The sequence below is a fragment of the Synechocystis sp. PCC 7339 genome, assembly GCF_019924095.1.
In the GTDB taxonomy this organism is placed as follows: domain Bacteria; phylum Cyanobacteriota; class Cyanobacteriia; order Cyanobacteriales; family Microcystaceae; genus Synechocystis.
On sequence record NZ_CP063659.1, the window covers coordinates 908047 to 922681 of the forward strand.

14 protein-coding genes are annotated in these 14635 nt (G+C 49.9%); 2 read left to right on the forward strand and 12 right to left on the reverse strand.

The window, feature by feature from the left end:
• Positions 1–6 precede the first annotated feature (6 nt).
• Complete coding sequence (locus IQE94_RS04235; RefSeq protein WP_212716358.1) at positions 7–759, forward strand: FkbM family methyltransferase; 753 nt, start codon at positions 7–9, stop codon at positions 757–759.
• A 19-nt stretch (positions 760–778) separates the two neighbouring features.
• Entirely contained in the window at positions 779–1603 is an 825-nt protein-coding gene (locus tag IQE94_RS04240; RefSeq protein WP_212716360.1) for an FkbM family methyltransferase, read from the forward strand.
• 47 nt (positions 1604–1650) lie between these two features.
• Here IQE94_RS04240 and IQE94_RS04245 read toward each other — a convergent pair whose 3' ends face one another.
• The 12 genes from IQE94_RS04245 to IQE94_RS04300 form a co-directional block, all read right to left on the reverse strand.
• The gene (locus IQE94_RS04245) at positions 1651–3582 is read right to left on the reverse strand and encodes a type IV pilus secretin PilQ (RefSeq protein ID WP_223342771.1); all 1932 of its coding nucleotides are present in this window, start codon (positions 3580–3582) and stop codon (positions 1651–1653) included.
• Positions 3516–3995: a hypothetical protein gene (locus tag IQE94_RS04250; RefSeq protein WP_223342772.1), complete on the reverse strand. Its 480-nt coding sequence runs from the start codon at positions 3993–3995 to the stop codon at positions 3516–3518. The genes IQE94_RS04245 and IQE94_RS04250 overlap by 67 nt, the downstream gene beginning before the upstream one ends.
• A gap of 95 nt (positions 3996–4090) precedes the next feature.
• Positions 4091–4900 carry a pilus assembly protein gene (locus tag IQE94_RS04255; RefSeq protein ID WP_212716363.1) on the reverse strand — a complete coding sequence of 270 codons (810 nt, stop codon included), beginning with the start codon at positions 4898–4900 and terminating at the stop codon, positions 4091–4093.
• A gap of 47 nt (positions 4901–4947) precedes the next feature.
• A complete protein-coding gene (locus IQE94_RS04260) occupies positions 4948–5796 on the reverse strand; it encodes a PilN domain-containing protein (RefSeq protein ID WP_212716365.1) in 849 nt (282 codons plus the stop codon).
• An 83-nt stretch (positions 5797–5879) separates the two neighbouring features.
• Positions 5880–6983, reverse strand: a complete 1104-nt coding sequence (gene pilM, locus IQE94_RS04265; RefSeq protein WP_194013674.1) for a type IV pilus biogenesis protein PilM — start codon at positions 6981–6983, stop codon at positions 5880–5882.
• 185 nt (positions 6984–7168) lie between these two features.
• On the reverse strand, positions 7169–7609 hold the full coding sequence (locus IQE94_RS04270; RefSeq protein WP_194013672.1) for a hypothetical protein: 441 nt from the start codon (positions 7607–7609) through the stop codon (positions 7169–7171).
• Positions 7610–7638: 29 nt separating this feature from the next.
• Positions 7639–8403, reverse strand: coding sequence for an iron uptake porin (locus tag IQE94_RS04275; RefSeq protein ID WP_212716367.1), 765 nt, complete (start codon positions 8401–8403; stop codon positions 7639–7641).
• Positions 8404–8653: 250 nt separating this feature from the next.
• The gene (locus IQE94_RS04280; protein ID WP_223342773.1) at positions 8654–9394 is read right to left on the reverse strand and encodes a WecB/TagA/CpsF family glycosyltransferase; all 741 of its coding nucleotides are present in this window, start codon (positions 9392–9394) and stop codon (positions 8654–8656) included.
• Positions 9395–9525: 131 nt separating this feature from the next.
• On the reverse strand, positions 9526–11115 hold the full coding sequence (locus tag IQE94_RS04285; RefSeq protein ID WP_194013668.1) for a TolC family protein: 1590 nt from the start codon (positions 11113–11115) through the stop codon (positions 9526–9528).
• 96 nt (positions 11116–11211) lie between these two features.
• Complete coding sequence (gene ggt, locus IQE94_RS04290; RefSeq protein WP_223342774.1) at positions 11212–12768, reverse strand: gamma-glutamyltransferase; 1557 nt, start codon at positions 12766–12768, stop codon at positions 11212–11214.
• Between the two features lie 24 nt (positions 12769–12792).
• Entirely contained in the window at positions 12793–13974 is a 1182-nt protein-coding gene (locus IQE94_RS04295) for an FtsW/RodA/SpoVE family cell cycle protein (RefSeq protein ID WP_223342775.1), read from the reverse strand.
• A gap of 4 nt (positions 13975–13978) precedes the next feature.
• Positions 13979–14536 carry a DUF2808 domain-containing protein gene (locus IQE94_RS04300; protein WP_223342776.1) on the reverse strand — a complete coding sequence of 186 codons (558 nt, stop codon included), beginning with the start codon at positions 14534–14536 and terminating at the stop codon, positions 13979–13981.
• Positions 14537–14635 lie beyond the last annotated feature (99 nt).

Consider the following 14635-nt stretch of genomic DNA (forward strand, 5'->3'; position numbering starts at 1 on the left):
AGGGTAATGCCAAATAACAACCCCAGAGCCAATACGCTACTGAGTAGTCCTTTTTTTCGCCGTTGTAGTGATAATTTTTTTAACTTGGTGGGCAATTTACTGACCCCGAGTTGGGACAGTCGACTGTTGGGAATCAGGCAGTTAGATATCCAAACTATTATCGACATTGGGGCCAACAAGGGACAATTTGCCGAGAAAATGCGCCGTTATTTTCCCCAAGCCCAAATTTTTGCTTTTGAACCTTTGCCCCTCCCCTACCAACAACTCCAGCAATGGGGCGATCGCCAGCAAAGCCGGGTTCGTACTTTCAATTTGGCCCTCGGTGATCGGGTGAATGAGTTGGAAATTAATAGCCATGTGCTGTTTACCGCTTCTTCATCCCTCTTGCCAACCACGGCGCTTTGCGAAAGTTTGTATCCTATGGTGCGGGAGCAGGAAAAAATTATCGTCCACCAATCAACCCTTGATAGGGAAATGGCACAATTTGAAAGAAAATTACTGCCGGAATTATTGGTAAAAATCGATGTACAGGGTTATGAAGACCGAGTAATTCAGGGCGGAAAAAAAACTTTGGGTCAAGCCAAGGCCTGTATTTTAGAAATTTCCCTAGATGGCCTGTATGAGGGACAATGCCAATTTCGAGATATTTTCCCACTGTTGGACAATCTCGGACTACGCTATGCTGGCAACTTGGATCAAGTGGTCGCTGCCGATGGCCATGTTCGCTATCTCAATGCCCTCTTTTTACGTCCTGATTAATAACTTTTAAACCCCACTTATGCGTGTTGAACCCTGTTGCCAAGCCCTATTAACCCAACTTTTACCGGAAGTTGATCCCCAGCGCCAGGGAGTTTGCATTGATGTCGGGGTAGGAACCTTTGCCTTCTATTGTCAGATTTTTGCTGAGTTGAATTTCACCAGTTTGGCGATCGAGCCTTTACCAGTGAAGGCGTTAAAAAAGTTAGCAGAACATCCCAAGTTAACTCTCTTGCCAGTTTGTTTGTCCGATCAAAATGGGGAACAAACTCTTTATGTAGGCAAATTTGCTGGAATTTTTAACAGTAATTTCAGTTCCCTTTCCCCCCAATGGTTTGGTGCTTCTGGGCAGGCTCGTCAGGTAAAAACTATCACCCTGCAAACATTAATAGATCAACAACAAATTAAGCAAATAACTTGTCTTAAATTAGATATTGAAGGTTGGGAATGGGCTGTAATTAAACAGCTAGAAAATATAGAAGAAAAGCTTCTACCCGCTGTGGTGATGTTTGAGTACGGCGGTGGAGTAAACCGTGGGCAAAATCAAAAAGGCTGGGCTCCAGAATTTTTTCAAAATACATTAAATATTCTGAAATTGTTAAAAACTCTGGGTTACGGCCAAGGAATTTTGTTGGATTTCGCTCCAAACTGCCAAGAAATAATTTTTGATCTTAATCAACTGGAAATATCCGAGTTGGATAAACTTTTCCCCCCCGAAAGTGTTTACGGCAACATTATTGTTTTCAAAAATCATCAAGCAAAAGAAAACCAGCTATCCCAGATTTGCAAACTCTATTATCGAGTTAACATTCTGGAACGGCTGGTCAACACCTTAGTCTCCCGTTGATGTATATCCCCCAGTCCCCCCTTAATAAGGGGGGACTGGGGGATTGATTACGGTTGAGCTTGAACCGGGAATCCTTTCTGTCGCAAAAATTCCGCTGTCGCCGCATCGGGATTATAGCGGAAACCAAATTGAGCTTCCGTACTGTCATGAATAATTTTGGGAGTCATGAGAATAATAACCTCCGAACGGTCCGTGGTGTCTGTGGACTGCCGAAACAATGCCCCAATCACCGGTAAATCTCCCAGAATTGGAACTTTACTTGTGGTAGAACGTTGAAGTTCCGAAATAATGCCAGATAGAATGAATGTCTGATCATCCCTCAGCCGAACTACACCGGAAGTAAGTTCCCTTTTGTTTATTAGTGTGATTTCGTTGATGGCGCCAGCACCACTATCAAATCTTTCTGTGCCAGCCGGAGATGCAACTATTGGATTAACCCGCAACGTAATAAAGCCATTGTCATCAATTCGGTCAACGATGACATTTAGCGTTAGCCCAACATCTTCCAAAACTGGCGTAATGGTCCTGACGGCGGTGTTTCCTTGGGTATCAACCTGGGTATCGACACTAGCAATGACGGATTCCGTTAGTTTAACTTGGGCCGCTTCCCCTTCCTGAACAATCAGAGTTGGATCAGTGAGGATCTTGGCATTACCACTGCGTATCTGGGCATCAATTTGTGCCTGGAATTTCTTCGGATACTGATAGAAAGATGGCAGACCAAACTCGGGATAAGTAACTGTTAAAATGCCATCTTGATCAACCTCCGCAATTGGAAAGTCGGTAACCCCAGTGAATAGTGGATTATTGGAAATAGCTCCCGATCCTGATGTGAAGAAATTAAGGGGAATTGTCCCTGTACCAAGGGGAGTTTCAATATTGGTTAGTCTACTAAGGTCAAAGAAAACATCTTCACCGGGACCATTAAAAAATGGATTGACGATGGCAGGGGGATTAGTAACTCGCCCTAACGGATTGTTAATGTCAATTTCCTGAACCGGAGCAGTATCACCAAAACGCATTATCCCCCTACCGCTGTCTTGAACAAAGAAACTATCCCCTATACCAAAGGAAAAGCTACTGTCATAATCCTGAATATTATTAAGGTTGATGTCAATAATCTTGACGTTAACTGCTACTTGACGACGGCGAGCATCCATCTGCGTGATCATGGAGCTAGCCAATTCCACATTACGGGGTTCACCCACCAAAGTTACTGTATTTAAACGGGGGTCTGTACTAACTACTAATCCTTCCAGAATTAAAACTGAAGAATCGTTGGCTGGTTTTTGAACAGTTAAAGGGACTAGGGTGGGGGGCTGTTTGATTACTCTTGGTGGAGCGTTCTCCGCGAGTTGAACATCTTCTTGGCCTTCAAAGAGAATATTTACTTCAGCCCCTTGGGAAGCTAAAGTACTAGCTACGGATTCAGCGCTAGCCTGGTTCAATCGGATGGTGCGGGTGATAATATTCCGGGCAGAAGGCAGTAGACTAGCACCCGCGAAAATGGTATTACCCCGACGACTGGCCTTTAGCCCCGATGCCATCAGAACATAGTTAAAGACATCCTGAACGCTCTCATTTTGAATATCTAAGGTGATAGTTGACTGATTGGGCGGGGGAGCATCCTGTCCACCGGGAGGAGTGCCGGGAGTGGGAGTCCCTTCATTGCTTTGATTATCAGTGAAAATCAAGTTCATGCCGGCATAACGAGTCAACACTGCCAGCACTTCCCTGGCGGGGGCTTCCCTTAGCACTAAACTTGGCACGTTAACCTGGCCCCTTTGACCAAGATCAATCATGTCGAAGGAAGCGTTGATATTGGAAATAGCCAAATCCCCCACCGGTGGTGGCACTGCCCTGGAACGGACGGGAGCCACTGGCACAGCGGGGGACAAAATATTGGGATTACCTACCCTCGCTCCTCCCTGGGGAGCACCACCCTGTTGTTGAATAATAATTTCCGGGTTGGGAAACATGACTTGTCCACTGCCCGCTGGAGGGGGGGCATAGGACGGCTGGAGGGAGCCATTTGAGCAACACTGGTCTGGTTAGGTTCTGGAAAGTTCAAGGCTAAAGGATCGGATAGAGCTTCCAATTCCTGTATTAGCAGCTCAATATTCGTTAACTTTTGCTCTGGCTTGACAAGAGATTTGGTCTGGGTCAACTCCAATGATGGTGACCAAGAATCAATATCCTCTTTTTGCTTGAGGGATTGCTCCAGAATTTTGTCAAATTTTAGCCAATCTCGACTCAAGTCACTGGCGATCGCCGTTTCTAGATTTGCGCCAAATGTGTCCGACTGGGGCAGAGTTTCCGCCTGGGCAGGGGCCATAGCCAGTAAACAGCAGGCTACCATTTCCGTCGTTAACCAAAACCGAAAATTTTTCACAGAATTGCTCCTCACACACCAATTAAAATCAATTATTGAATAATTATTCAAAAACCGTAAGACCGTTAGCGATAATTTATCAGTAAAATCGCCTACTAGGGAGCCGGAGGCGTTTCTCCTTCCGCTGGGGGTTGTCCCTCCTGGCCCGGTGGCGGCGGCGGGGGAGTCAGGGCGGCAATCTCCTCAGGGGTTAATGGCATAAACACCTCCAAAGTTAAATCTGTAGTCAGAGTATCCGACGCATCGGTCTGTACTTGCACAGTGTCCCCATCCCTAACCACATTGACTGGAAATTCTGGGTTGACCAAGCTAGTCCGCAAATTTTTCATTAAAATCAGCGGCTGTAGCCTTTCAATGTCCCTAATTAAAGCTAAAGTTTGGCTAAAGCCACCGGCCATGGAAATGGTGTAGGTTTGCCGCTTTAGCCGATTATTAACGTTTGCCCCCAGGCTATCATCAGCAATTACCACCGGCTCTCCCTGGGGCAAAAAACTCAATAACCTCATGTCCCTATTGACAAATAAAGTGTTGAAGTTATACAAGATTGTGTTCAAATCTTCGCTATTGGCATAGAGTTCTAGCACTGTTGCCTTTCTTTGCTGCGCTTCTTGTAACTGCACCTCCGCATTGGCCAAAAGGCGCATCAACACTTCCGGGGATTGCTGATCAACCTGGGCCTGCTTCGCTTGTTCATCCTGCTTGAGTTGTTGATATTCCCCCAAAGCTGGCATGAAAAAATTGAGCAGCACATAGCCCATGGCCAGTAAGCCAAGAACCCCTAGACTAATGCCACTTACCTGGGGGGTAAAGGTTATCCCAAATGCCGTCGGATAATTGCCCCCGGCGTCAAACTCCTCATCAATAATTGTCGTTGTTGACGAATACTCTTCACTGTAGCTAGTCATAACACCCCTCTAAAAACAAAGTTCAGTCGCAATTGGTAATAAGGTTGCTAGTTTGAGGTCTCTGGTGGAGGAGCATCCCCTGTTGGTTCCACAATCGGGGGAGGGGGAACATCCGGTACATCCGCTGGCCGATCCAATACCCCCTTGAGTTCTAAAAATTTAAATCGGGCCACTAAACCCGCCGCCCCATTTTTAATTAATGCTGTCATCAGATCCTTATCTGGGGTATTAGTGATCTCAGTCTGGATGGTGTAGCTCACCCCCGCTGGAATTAAAACCGTAGAAGTGCCCTGATCCGCTTCTAGTTCCTCTGTTCCACCAGTTTGGGCTGTTGTGCCTTCCCCAGTAATGGGTAAAGCTGCCGCATTGGCCGTCATTAACTGAGTTTTATTAGCCTGTAAAAACTTTGAACTCTGCAAAGTGAGGAGGAAATCATTTAGAGCACCGTAGTTCCCGGCAAATCCGGACAGGGTAACCAAGTTTCCTTCCTGTTGGATACTTTGTAACTGTACTTCCTGGGGTAACTGATTAGTAATTTCCTGCAATAAAGCCGACCAAGGCTTAATTTGATTAAACACAGCGATTAAGCCGTCCGCATCCTGGTGAGCCGCCGCTGTTTTTGCTTGCACTTCCTGGATTTTTTGCTGTTCCCCCTGTAGTTGGGTCAACTCCGTTTCTAACTGTTGAATATTGGTCTGGGCAACGCCCTTTTGCCAATTGATCAGCAGCACCCCCAACCCAGCCAAAGCAGGCAAGAGTACCATCACCCCCGCCCCAATGTAAAGCGGCATTTGTTTCTGTAGATCGTCTCCCGCTAGGGTAATGCTGGTGGTTTGGGTGGACCGAACAACGTCAGAGTTGCGGTCCTTGAGAAAGTTGACGTCTAGGCTATACATGGGAGGGTTTCAATGGAGTATGGCATCGGACAAGGGAGAGGAGTGAAGTAACAAGTGTGGGCACGGCGAACAAATTTAAGGAGCTAGGCTTCCCGGATACCCAAACCCAAAACCGTGGCCAGACTGGGACGCTCTACGTCGGAAAAGTTCTGATCAGTGTCGATCGCCAGAGCTTCAAAGGGGTCGACCCTGACGGTGGGAATACTTAAGCGTTGGGTGAAATATTCATCCAATTGGATCAGACCACCACCGGGGCCGGCCAAGAGTAACTGCACCAATTCCAATTCTTCACTCTGGTTGAGGTAGAAATTGATAGACCGCCGCAGCTCGTCGGTTAGTTCACCCATGACCCGCATTAGGGCATTCATGCCGGGATTAACCGCTGTGCCCTGGGTGCTCATGGTGTCGAACTGGGTGACGGGAATGGTCATGCCCTGCAAAATTTCTGGGTTGCGGGAAGGAGGCAAATTCATCGCCCGGGAAAGGGCATTCTGCATCTGGTAAGTGCCAATGGGGACTGTGCGAGAAAACTGGGGCACTCCGTCCACAATGATGGCAATTTCCGTGCTGTCGAACTCAATATCCACCAAAACCGCCGCCTCCCGAGAACCAAACTGCCGCAACTGTTCCCGAATGGTTCTAATTAGGGCAAAACTATTGATTTCCAGCACGTCCACCTGGAGCCCCGCCTGCTGAAAAGTATCTAGATAGGAATCGGTCACCTCCCGACGGGTGGCCACCAACAACACCTGCACCTTTTCGATGCCGTCTTCATCCTCGAACAAGCCTAGTTTTTGGTAATCCAAATCCACTTCTTCCCGGGGGTAGGGCAAATACAGGGCCGCTTCGTGGTTCAGCACCATGTCCCGCAACTCGTTTTCGTCCAACTCCGCCGGCACCGGCAGCATACGAATGATAGCCTCCCGCATGGGCACCGCCGTGGCCACCTGCTTGGTGTTAATACTATGCTCGCTCAGCAGTTCCTGAATAATTTCCGCCAAGGCTGGAGAATCAACGATCTTCCCTTCCTCAAAAATCCCCTCCGGAATGGAAGCGTGACCAAACTTCCTCAGTTTATAGCTCTGACCCTGGGAAGTAAGTTGGGCAACATTAACCCTTTCGGGGGTGATTTCTAGCCCTACCCCGGAGGATTTACGGCTAAATAAGCTAGTGAGACGGCTAAACATGGGGGTTGCGGTAACCGCTGGCGATGATAAAACAAAATTGTTAAGGAGTAAGGGTGGGAGGTGGAAAAAATCTATCAGTCCATGGTACTGTCCTGGCCAACACTGTCAATAACAAGCAACAAAGTGTTAACTTCAGTGTCAACCAAAATCCGGCTGAGACTCGAATGGAGGCAAGTCAACAAAGTTTACAGCGCCTGGCCACGGATTTTAGCGGAAAAACCCGAGGCTTTGAACTGTTCTAACTGCAAAGGGAGGGGTTGTTGGGCAGGCACGTTGATACGCACCTCAAAATTGCTTTTTCCCGGGGGAATTTCAGCAATGTTACCCAAGCGGGTGCGATTTTGCATGGCCGGTTCATGGTTGGCATCGTAGATGCGGCCAAAAACATCGGCATCATACACTGTTTTCCCGGTCCGATTATTGGCAATGCCCGTTACCAAAAAGCAGTTAGCTGGATTGCTCGAACCACTGCCTACATTGCCTTCTGCTAGGTCTGCTGGACAGGCCTTGTAGTCAATCTCCGTCAGCGGCACTTCCGTCAAAGCCCAAGCGGGCATGGCGATCGCCAAGGAGAAACAGGTTATGGCCAGGATGACAATGAAAGACCGCAGAGCAGTTAGAAACATAAATTCAGAGGAAAACGAGCGTTAATACCTTAAAAGCCGGGGGCGGTGGGAGGCAGTGTGGGATTGCCAAAGCGGGTGTATTGAGACCAATCTTCCAGCAGGGACTGGTTGAAAGGGTCTGGTAAATCCCTGGTATGGATCACAGTGCCTCGGGTTTGCTGTTCGAGGGCATCATGATAAACAGCTTCCACCACTGCCGCATCTTCGGCAATCATGTTGTCGAAGTAGGAACCGGGCCAACTGCGCCAACCGAAAATTTTATTAGCCTGGCCAGAAATACTGGTGAGGTCGTAAAAGCGCCCGGTGGCATTGTAGGAAGCCCGGGTGAAAACATTCTCCAGGGTATCCCCAGCGGCGAGGGACGTTTCTTTTTCTTCCATAAACTGCCCCAACTGTTGCCGGGAGTTCAACATCCTTGCCTCCAACTGAGTTAGGCAGGCGCTCAAACCGGCGGCAAATTCGTTGCGGGTCAAAGCTCTGTCGCCCCGGAAAGTTCGATCAGGGTAACCAACAATACAGCCATAGTTATCGACTAAATTGCGCAGTGCTTCGTAGGCCCAATTGTTGGGGGATACATCCCGAAACTGATTAATGCTGGTGACCTGCCCCAAAAGGTCTGTATAGGCTTGGTAACTCTGGTCATAGTTGGCCTGGGCCGTTTCTTTGTCCAGGGCCGGGGTTGGCATAACAGGGACAATACTAACGGGGTTGGCGATCGCCGGAGCGGCCATTCCCCCCACTAGCAATCCCCCTAGGGCCGCTAATAAACAAGATTTCATTGATCGGTTAATCATCACAGAACACTCCTCAACCAAAATGACCAACGGACTGGAAAATAAGCCGCAAAAGTTAATAAAATTTAATATTTCGTCAGCGTAACCCGAGGTGTGGAAGATCGCCTGGCAGTCAACACCAATCTAGATGGCGATACCTACTAAATGTAACCCAATTTCCTCCAGGCGTAACCTTTATCCACAATTTCTCCTCCTTTTCGTCCTCGGAGCAATATTTATCAAAAAACAGCCTCATTGCCCCGGAAAACCATCACCGACGGATGAGGGTGCGGAAGAAAAATTTGGGCAAGGCCAACATCCGCCGCCAGCGCCAGGGTTCTTGGTATAGTCGATAAAACCACTCCAGGTTATGGCGACAGAAAAATTCCGGTGCCCTTTCCTTGGTGCCCGACCACACATCAAAACTGCCTCCCACCCCGATCCAGATGCCCTGGGGACAAAGGTGGCGATAGTCCCGAATCCAATATTCCTGCCGAGGAACTCCCAAACCGACCAAAATTAGGCGGGGCTGTTCCCGGGCTAGGGTTTGTTGCCAAGCTTGCCGCTCCGCTTCAGTTAAAAAACCATGGTTTGCCAAAATTTTTAACCCTGGATATTTCCCTTGCCAACGTTGGGCCGCTAGCTCAGCTATGCCCGGTGCCCCTCCATAAAAGGCGATCGCCTGATTAGCCTTGCTTTGGCCCATGTGGCGCACCATAGCTTCCGCCAGTTCAATGCCAGGGCAACGGTTTTGCTCAATGCCTTCCAATTTTAAATAAATGGTCACTCCAGCACCGTCGGGAATCACCAATTCCGCTTGCTGGATAACTCGTTGTACCGCCACTTCTTTTTCAGCCAGCATCACCATTTCCGAGTTCAGCGTGACCACGTGGACTCCCTGACCTAGGGCAAGGCAACTTTTCAGCCAGCGGCCATAGTCGTCGCACAGGTGTACCGGCACCCCAAAAACAAACGCTTGTTGCAATGTTAGCTCAGCAAAGTCGGTGGCCATAGGGAAAATGGATTCGGAAAAAGGGCAGGTTCACATTATGCCCCTGGGCTGCCCCATGGGAAAAATCTGCCACCATGGAGGAGCTTGGCGGAGCAGAATTAGGGAGCAAATTGCGATCTCGCAGATACCCTCTAGGGTTGAACATCAAAGAGGTGGTTGTTAGGCAAATTACTAATGGAGCGCTGGAGTTGGTTTAAGGACTGGTTATAGCCAATAATTGCCTGCAGGAACCGCCCCCGGGCGTTGGCTAAATCCCGTTGGGCATTAATAACATCGGTTTGAGTCCCCACCCCAGCCTGGAAACGCAATCGGGCTAAACGGAGAGCTTCTTCAAAACGAATGACGTTGGTGCGGGTACTGCCAATATTTTCTTTGTTAGAAATTAGGGTGTAGTAGGATTCCTCCACCTCCAAGCGAATTTGATTTCTTTGTTCGGAAAAGGCGGTTTTGGCAATGTCCATTTGGCGATCGGCCCGGCGGGCTTCAGCCAATGCCCTTCCCCCGTCAAAAAAGTTCCAGCGTACCCGGGCGGCAAAGGAATAACCATCCACTAGCCCGGCACTGCTATCGAAATTGTTTTGATAAGTGTAATTGGCCAGAAAATCCACCCGGGGTTTCATGGCCGCCAGGGCAATATAGCGATCCTGTTCACTCACCTCAATTTGCACTAATTGTTGTTCTAGCTCAGCCCGATTTTTATAGGCTTTGACAATACTTTCATCCAGGGGTAAGTTCCAATCTCCCGCTTCCACAATTTCATCAGCGGCGGTTAATTCCACCCGTTGCCCCACACTCAGCAGTTGGGCCAGGCGGCGGCGGGCATTGCGTTGATCGGCGATCGCCCTAGTTAAAGCTTCATTGGCAGTGGCCAAATCCCCTTCCGCCCGTAACACATCAAAACGAGTCCCTAAACCGGCCTGTTCCAGAAGGCGGGCATCCCGTAAACTCTGGGAAGCATCCTCCACGGAAGCCTGGGCGATCGCCACCTGGGCGTCAGCCCCCTGGAGAGCATAGTAACGATCCGTAGCTTCAAAGCGGGTTTGTTCCGCCACCACTTCCACTTGAAGACGACTGTTTTGCACCAACTGCTCCGCCTTAGCAATTTGGGCGCTCCTTTCCCCACCAGCATAGATGCTATAGGTCAAGTTAATATTGCCCACCGCATTAGTGCTGGTTTCCGGGCGTAATTCTGGGGTGACGGTGGTGGTTTGATCCTGGTTAGCAATGAGGGCATTGTTGGCTTCGGCTGCTGCACTACTATCCCGGCTAAAGGTGAAATCTGTATCTAAATTGGGGTAGAGGGCCGCCCGGGCAGCCATTAAACCAGCCTCTTGTTGCTCCAGGGATAGCTTGGCCTCCTGTAGCTGTTCATTGTTCCTTAGAGCCAAAGCAATGGCTTCGTCCAAGGTAATGGCCTGCCGTACCGTGGTATCCACCTCATCGGGTTTGGTGGGAAACATGAGGGGATTACCGGAAGGATTCAAACGCTCATCGGGCATGGCGAGCGGCAACTCAGGCAAAGCAAATTCACTGGCGCTACCCCCCGTTCCTGTCTCCACCGATGGGAGAGGGTTCTCAGCGGGAGTGGTGGCGGGACTTTGGGCCACGGCGATCGCCCCCTGGCCGCCACTGAAGCCGGGCAAAAAGACACCGACGCTGGTGCTGAGTAGCAACAACAGAGTGGAAGAAGACCAAAATTTGAGCGGATGGATTGATTTCATTGGGAATGTGACCAGACAACTCAGCCGTAATCGCAAAAAGGGGAAACGCTGTTCGCTAAATAACTTACCGCATTGCCCTAAGAATTGTAACCAATGTTATTCGACACTGTAGGCTACGGCCCCCGATCGCCGGGGATCTCCAACCCCTTCCAGGTCTCCAGCGTCGGTGGCGGCAACCCCATGAACTCCCCCAAAAAACATATTTTGTTCTGTCCAGAGGGTACTCTGGGTGCCATCGTCAAATTGCAGTTGGGCCAGAATGTCAGCCACAGGGGTTGGCTCCAAATCCAATTTGTGGGCCTCCCAATGGATACGTCCCTGCCCCACTGCTTCGGTTAACGGTAATTGGTAATCGAGGTGATGGCAGACCACCTGCAAAATGGCACTGCGAATGCGATTTGATCCTCCTGACCCCAAAACCAACTGAGGTTGTTCCTGGTTCAAAAGGATAGTGGGGGCCATCATCGATGATAAACGTTGCCCCAGTTGCCATTGGTAAAAGCCCTGGGGACTGAGGTCTTCTTCCCCCAACATGTTGTTCAGCATAATGCCTGTGCCGGGAATAAAATGCCCCGCCCCCTCCCCATTGGAACTGGTTAAACTGGCGGCATTGCCCTCCCCATCCAAAACACTAATGTGGGTGGTGCTACCCAATTTGTTGGTAAAGTTCGATTGTTCTAATTTATAAACTAGGTGATCGCCGCCCAGAAATTTGGACTCAATGTCCTGGCAGTGGAGATTGCCATCTAGATATTGCCGGCGGGCCCGGTTGCTCAGGGCCATTACCTGGCTAAAAAGCTGGATTTGTGCCGCACTACCCAGAGGATATTGGCTGAGGTCGTACTTTTCTAGCAACTGCAGAGCAAAGGCAATGAGAATGCCTCCAGCACTGGGGGGAGGATTGGTTAACAGTTGCCGTTGGCGATATTGGGCCCGCAGAGGGGTACGAATTGCCACTTGATAGTCGGCCCAGTCCTTGGCAGTTAAGGCACTGGCTTCCCCCAAAGATGCCAGCACCCACTCAGTTAACTCTCCCCGGTAAAACCAATCCGGGCCGTAACGGGCCAATTTTTCCAACACGTCCGCAAACTGGGGCAGATAGGCCTTTTCTCCTTGGCGGAGAATTTTTCCTTGGGGGGCGTAAAATTGTCTGCCTTCCTCCTGTTGGGTCAGAATCGGCTCCAACAGATGATTGGTAAAATCATTGAAACGGTTGAGGGTAAACCCCTGGCGAGCATATGCCACCGCTGGTTCAATCAAGGCGTTGAAAGGTAAGCGCCCCAGTCTCCTGTGTACTGCAAACAACCCCGCCACCATCCCCGGCACGGCGATCGCCCCTTTTCCAATGTGAAAAGTTTGCCAAGCTCCCCCAAAGTTGAGGGCCACAGGGTAGAAGTCCACTGCTTTTTCCCCTGGATTGACTAGGGGCGTTTGGCAGAAAAAATCGAACAGGTAACTTTTCCTGGCCGCGGTCTGGGCCAACAGAAAACCCCCTCCCCCCAGGGAAGTTAAACCCGACTCCACCACGCAGGCCGCCAACACCGAGGCGATCGCCGCATCGAAGGCATTGCCCCCCTCTTCCAGCATCAGTTTGCCCGCTTCCGCCGTTTGGGCATGGCCCGCCGCCACTACCCCAATGGTTTTACCCGCCATAGCAGTTTGAATAAAAATCGAAAATTAAATGGCTGGAGCAGTTTTTGTCCCTAGGGGAATTACTTCCGCTTCATTACTCTCCCTGGCCACCCGTACCAGCAGGGCCGCCATGACCAAACTTGATAGACAGGAGCTACCACCATAGCTAAAAAAGGGCAAAGGTAAACCGGTGGTGGGTAAGGCGCCGCTGGCCACGCCAATATTGAGCAAAGATTGGCCCACTAAAAAAATCACCACCCCCAGCCCAATTAACCGCTTGACCCGATGGCGACAACGCATAGCCACCCGCAGTCCCATGGTGGCAAATAAGCCGAGGAAAAGCAGAAAAGCAATGCAACCCACCAGCCCAAATTCCTCTGCAAAGACAGCAAAAATGAAATCTGTGGTTTGAATGGGCAAATAAAATAACTTTTGCTGGGACATGCCAAATCCCCGCCCTAAAATCCCTCCAGAGGCGATCGCGTATAAACTTTGTACCAACTGATAGCCATCGCCCCTTGGATCGGCAAAGGGATTTAGGAAAGAGGTAACCCGGGCCCGTTGATAGTCCCGAATGGAAATGCTGGTTACAGCGGTGGTTATCCCCAATAGGGCAGTGGAAATTAAATAACCCCAGGGAAGACCGGAGGCCAGGGCAATCAGCCATAAACCCATGCCACAAAGGGCGGTGGTGCTCAAGTTGGGTTGGAGCAAAATGCCCGCCAGGGTGAGACAAAAAATGCCCAACCATATGAGGCGCGATCGCCAGGGAAAACGGTGCCAATTTCCGAACAGGTTAGCGGATTGGAGCACCAAGCAGGGCTTCATAAACTCAGACGGTTGGACCAAGATTGGCCCCAAACTAATCCAGCGACGGGCCCCATTCACTTCCACCCCCAAACCGCTTTTGGTCAAAAAAATCAGCAGTAAAACGACAACCAGAAACCAGGGCACCAGCTTAAGACAGACCTGGAGGGGCAAACGCACCAGAAAATTAAAAATATTTAGCCCTAGCCAGAGGTAAGCAATTTGTTTGAGGATAATACTCAGACCCGTGCCACTGGTATCCAGACTTTCCGCATAGGAAGCAGAGAATAGCACCACCACCCCGATCGCCATCCAGGCGAAAAACAACGTCCGCATCAAACGGGCTTCCCCCGACCACCGCAGTACCTCAGGGTCATAAAAGGGAAAAATGATTCGGATCAGATTGGCGGAGGTGATCATTGGGCTAGCGATTTTCGTAAAATTGTAACCGCCCCACCCCTAAATCCAAACCGACGGGGGCTGGCCCTGGGGGAAAAGCCTGTACCCGGAATTGATAAACCCCCTCCACCTGTGGGTTTTGCTCCGCCAGCAAAGCAATAGTGACGGTGTTGCCGGGGGCAATGGGGGGATCAAATTGCACCACAACGGTTTGGGAGTCGCCACTGGTGGAAACGGCAGAACTGGCCAAATCGTTGCCCCGCTGGGAAGGCATGCCCAAAAATACTTCCGTTTGGCTTAAATCCAGACTGATGGGGGAAGGATTGGGTTGTTGATGCAGCACCAATTTGCCGAGGGGCTCAATTTCCCCCGCAGGTAGGCTAATGCTAAAAAAATATCTGCTGTTGGGAGTGTTAACGCCGTTGAAGCTGGCATCCACATCGGCCAAACTGGGGGGAGTGCCGGTGAAAAAGGTGGCATTGGCGGGGAACGGATCCGTTTGTGCTTGGACAACGATCGCCGGGGAAAGAACCAAACCCACCCCCACTAGGGTGCCCAACAGCGAGTAGAAATTTTTCAGCATGGCCTATGGTCCTGACTCCTGGTCAAAGATAAACGAATTGGCGATTAGTCTAGTTCCCAACCCAAGTTATTATACGAGGCAATCAATTGACAGTGACAT

What these genes read in the sequence shown, in the direction of transcription:
- IQE94_RS04235 (WP_212716358.1), top strand. Translation starts at nt 7, where the DNA reads ATGCCAAATAACAACCCCAGAGCCAATACGCTACTGAGTAGTCCTTTT.
- IQE94_RS04240 (WP_212716360.1), top strand. Translation starts at nt 779, where the DNA reads ATGCGTGTTGAACCCTGTTGCCAAGCCCTATTAACCCAACTTTTACCG.
- IQE94_RS04245 (WP_223342771.1), bottom strand. Translation starts at nt 3,582, where the DNA reads ATGTTTCCCAACCCGGAAATTATTATTCAACAACAGGGTGGTGCTCCC.
- IQE94_RS04255 (WP_212716363.1), bottom strand. Translation starts at nt 4,900, where the DNA reads ATGACTAGCTACAGTGAAGAGTATTCGTCAACAACGACAATTATTGAT.
- IQE94_RS04260 (WP_212716365.1), bottom strand. Translation starts at nt 5,796, where the DNA reads ATGTATAGCCTAGACGTCAACTTTCTCAAGGACCGCAACTCTGACGTT.
- pilM (WP_194013674.1), bottom strand. Translation starts at nt 6,983, where the DNA reads ATGTTTAGCCGTCTCACTAGCTTATTTAGCCGTAAATCCTCCGGGGTA.
- IQE94_RS04270 (WP_194013672.1), bottom strand. Translation starts at nt 7,609, where the DNA reads ATGTTTCTAACTGCTCTGCGGTCTTTCATTGTCATCCTGGCCATAACC.
- IQE94_RS04275 (WP_212716367.1), bottom strand. Translation starts at nt 8,403, where the DNA reads ATGATTAACCGATCAATGAAATCTTGTTTATTAGCGGCCCTAGGGGGA.
- IQE94_RS04280 (WP_223342773.1), bottom strand. Translation starts at nt 9,394, where the DNA reads ATGGCCACCGACTTTGCTGAGCTAACATTGCAACAAGCGTTTGTTTTT.
- IQE94_RS04285 (WP_194013668.1), bottom strand. Translation starts at nt 11,115, where the DNA reads ATGAAATCAATCCATCCGCTCAAATTTTGGTCTTCTTCCACTCTGTTG.
- ggt (WP_223342774.1), bottom strand. Translation starts at nt 12,768, where the DNA reads ATGGCGGGTAAAACCATTGGGGTAGTGGCGGCGGGCCATGCCCAAACG.
- IQE94_RS04295 (WP_223342775.1), bottom strand. Translation starts at nt 13,974, where the DNA reads ATGATCACCTCCGCCAATCTGATCCGAATCATTTTTCCCTTTTATGAC.
- IQE94_RS04300 (WP_223342776.1), bottom strand. Translation starts at nt 14,536, where the DNA reads ATGCTGAAAAATTTCTACTCGCTGTTGGGCACCCTAGTGGGGGTGGGT.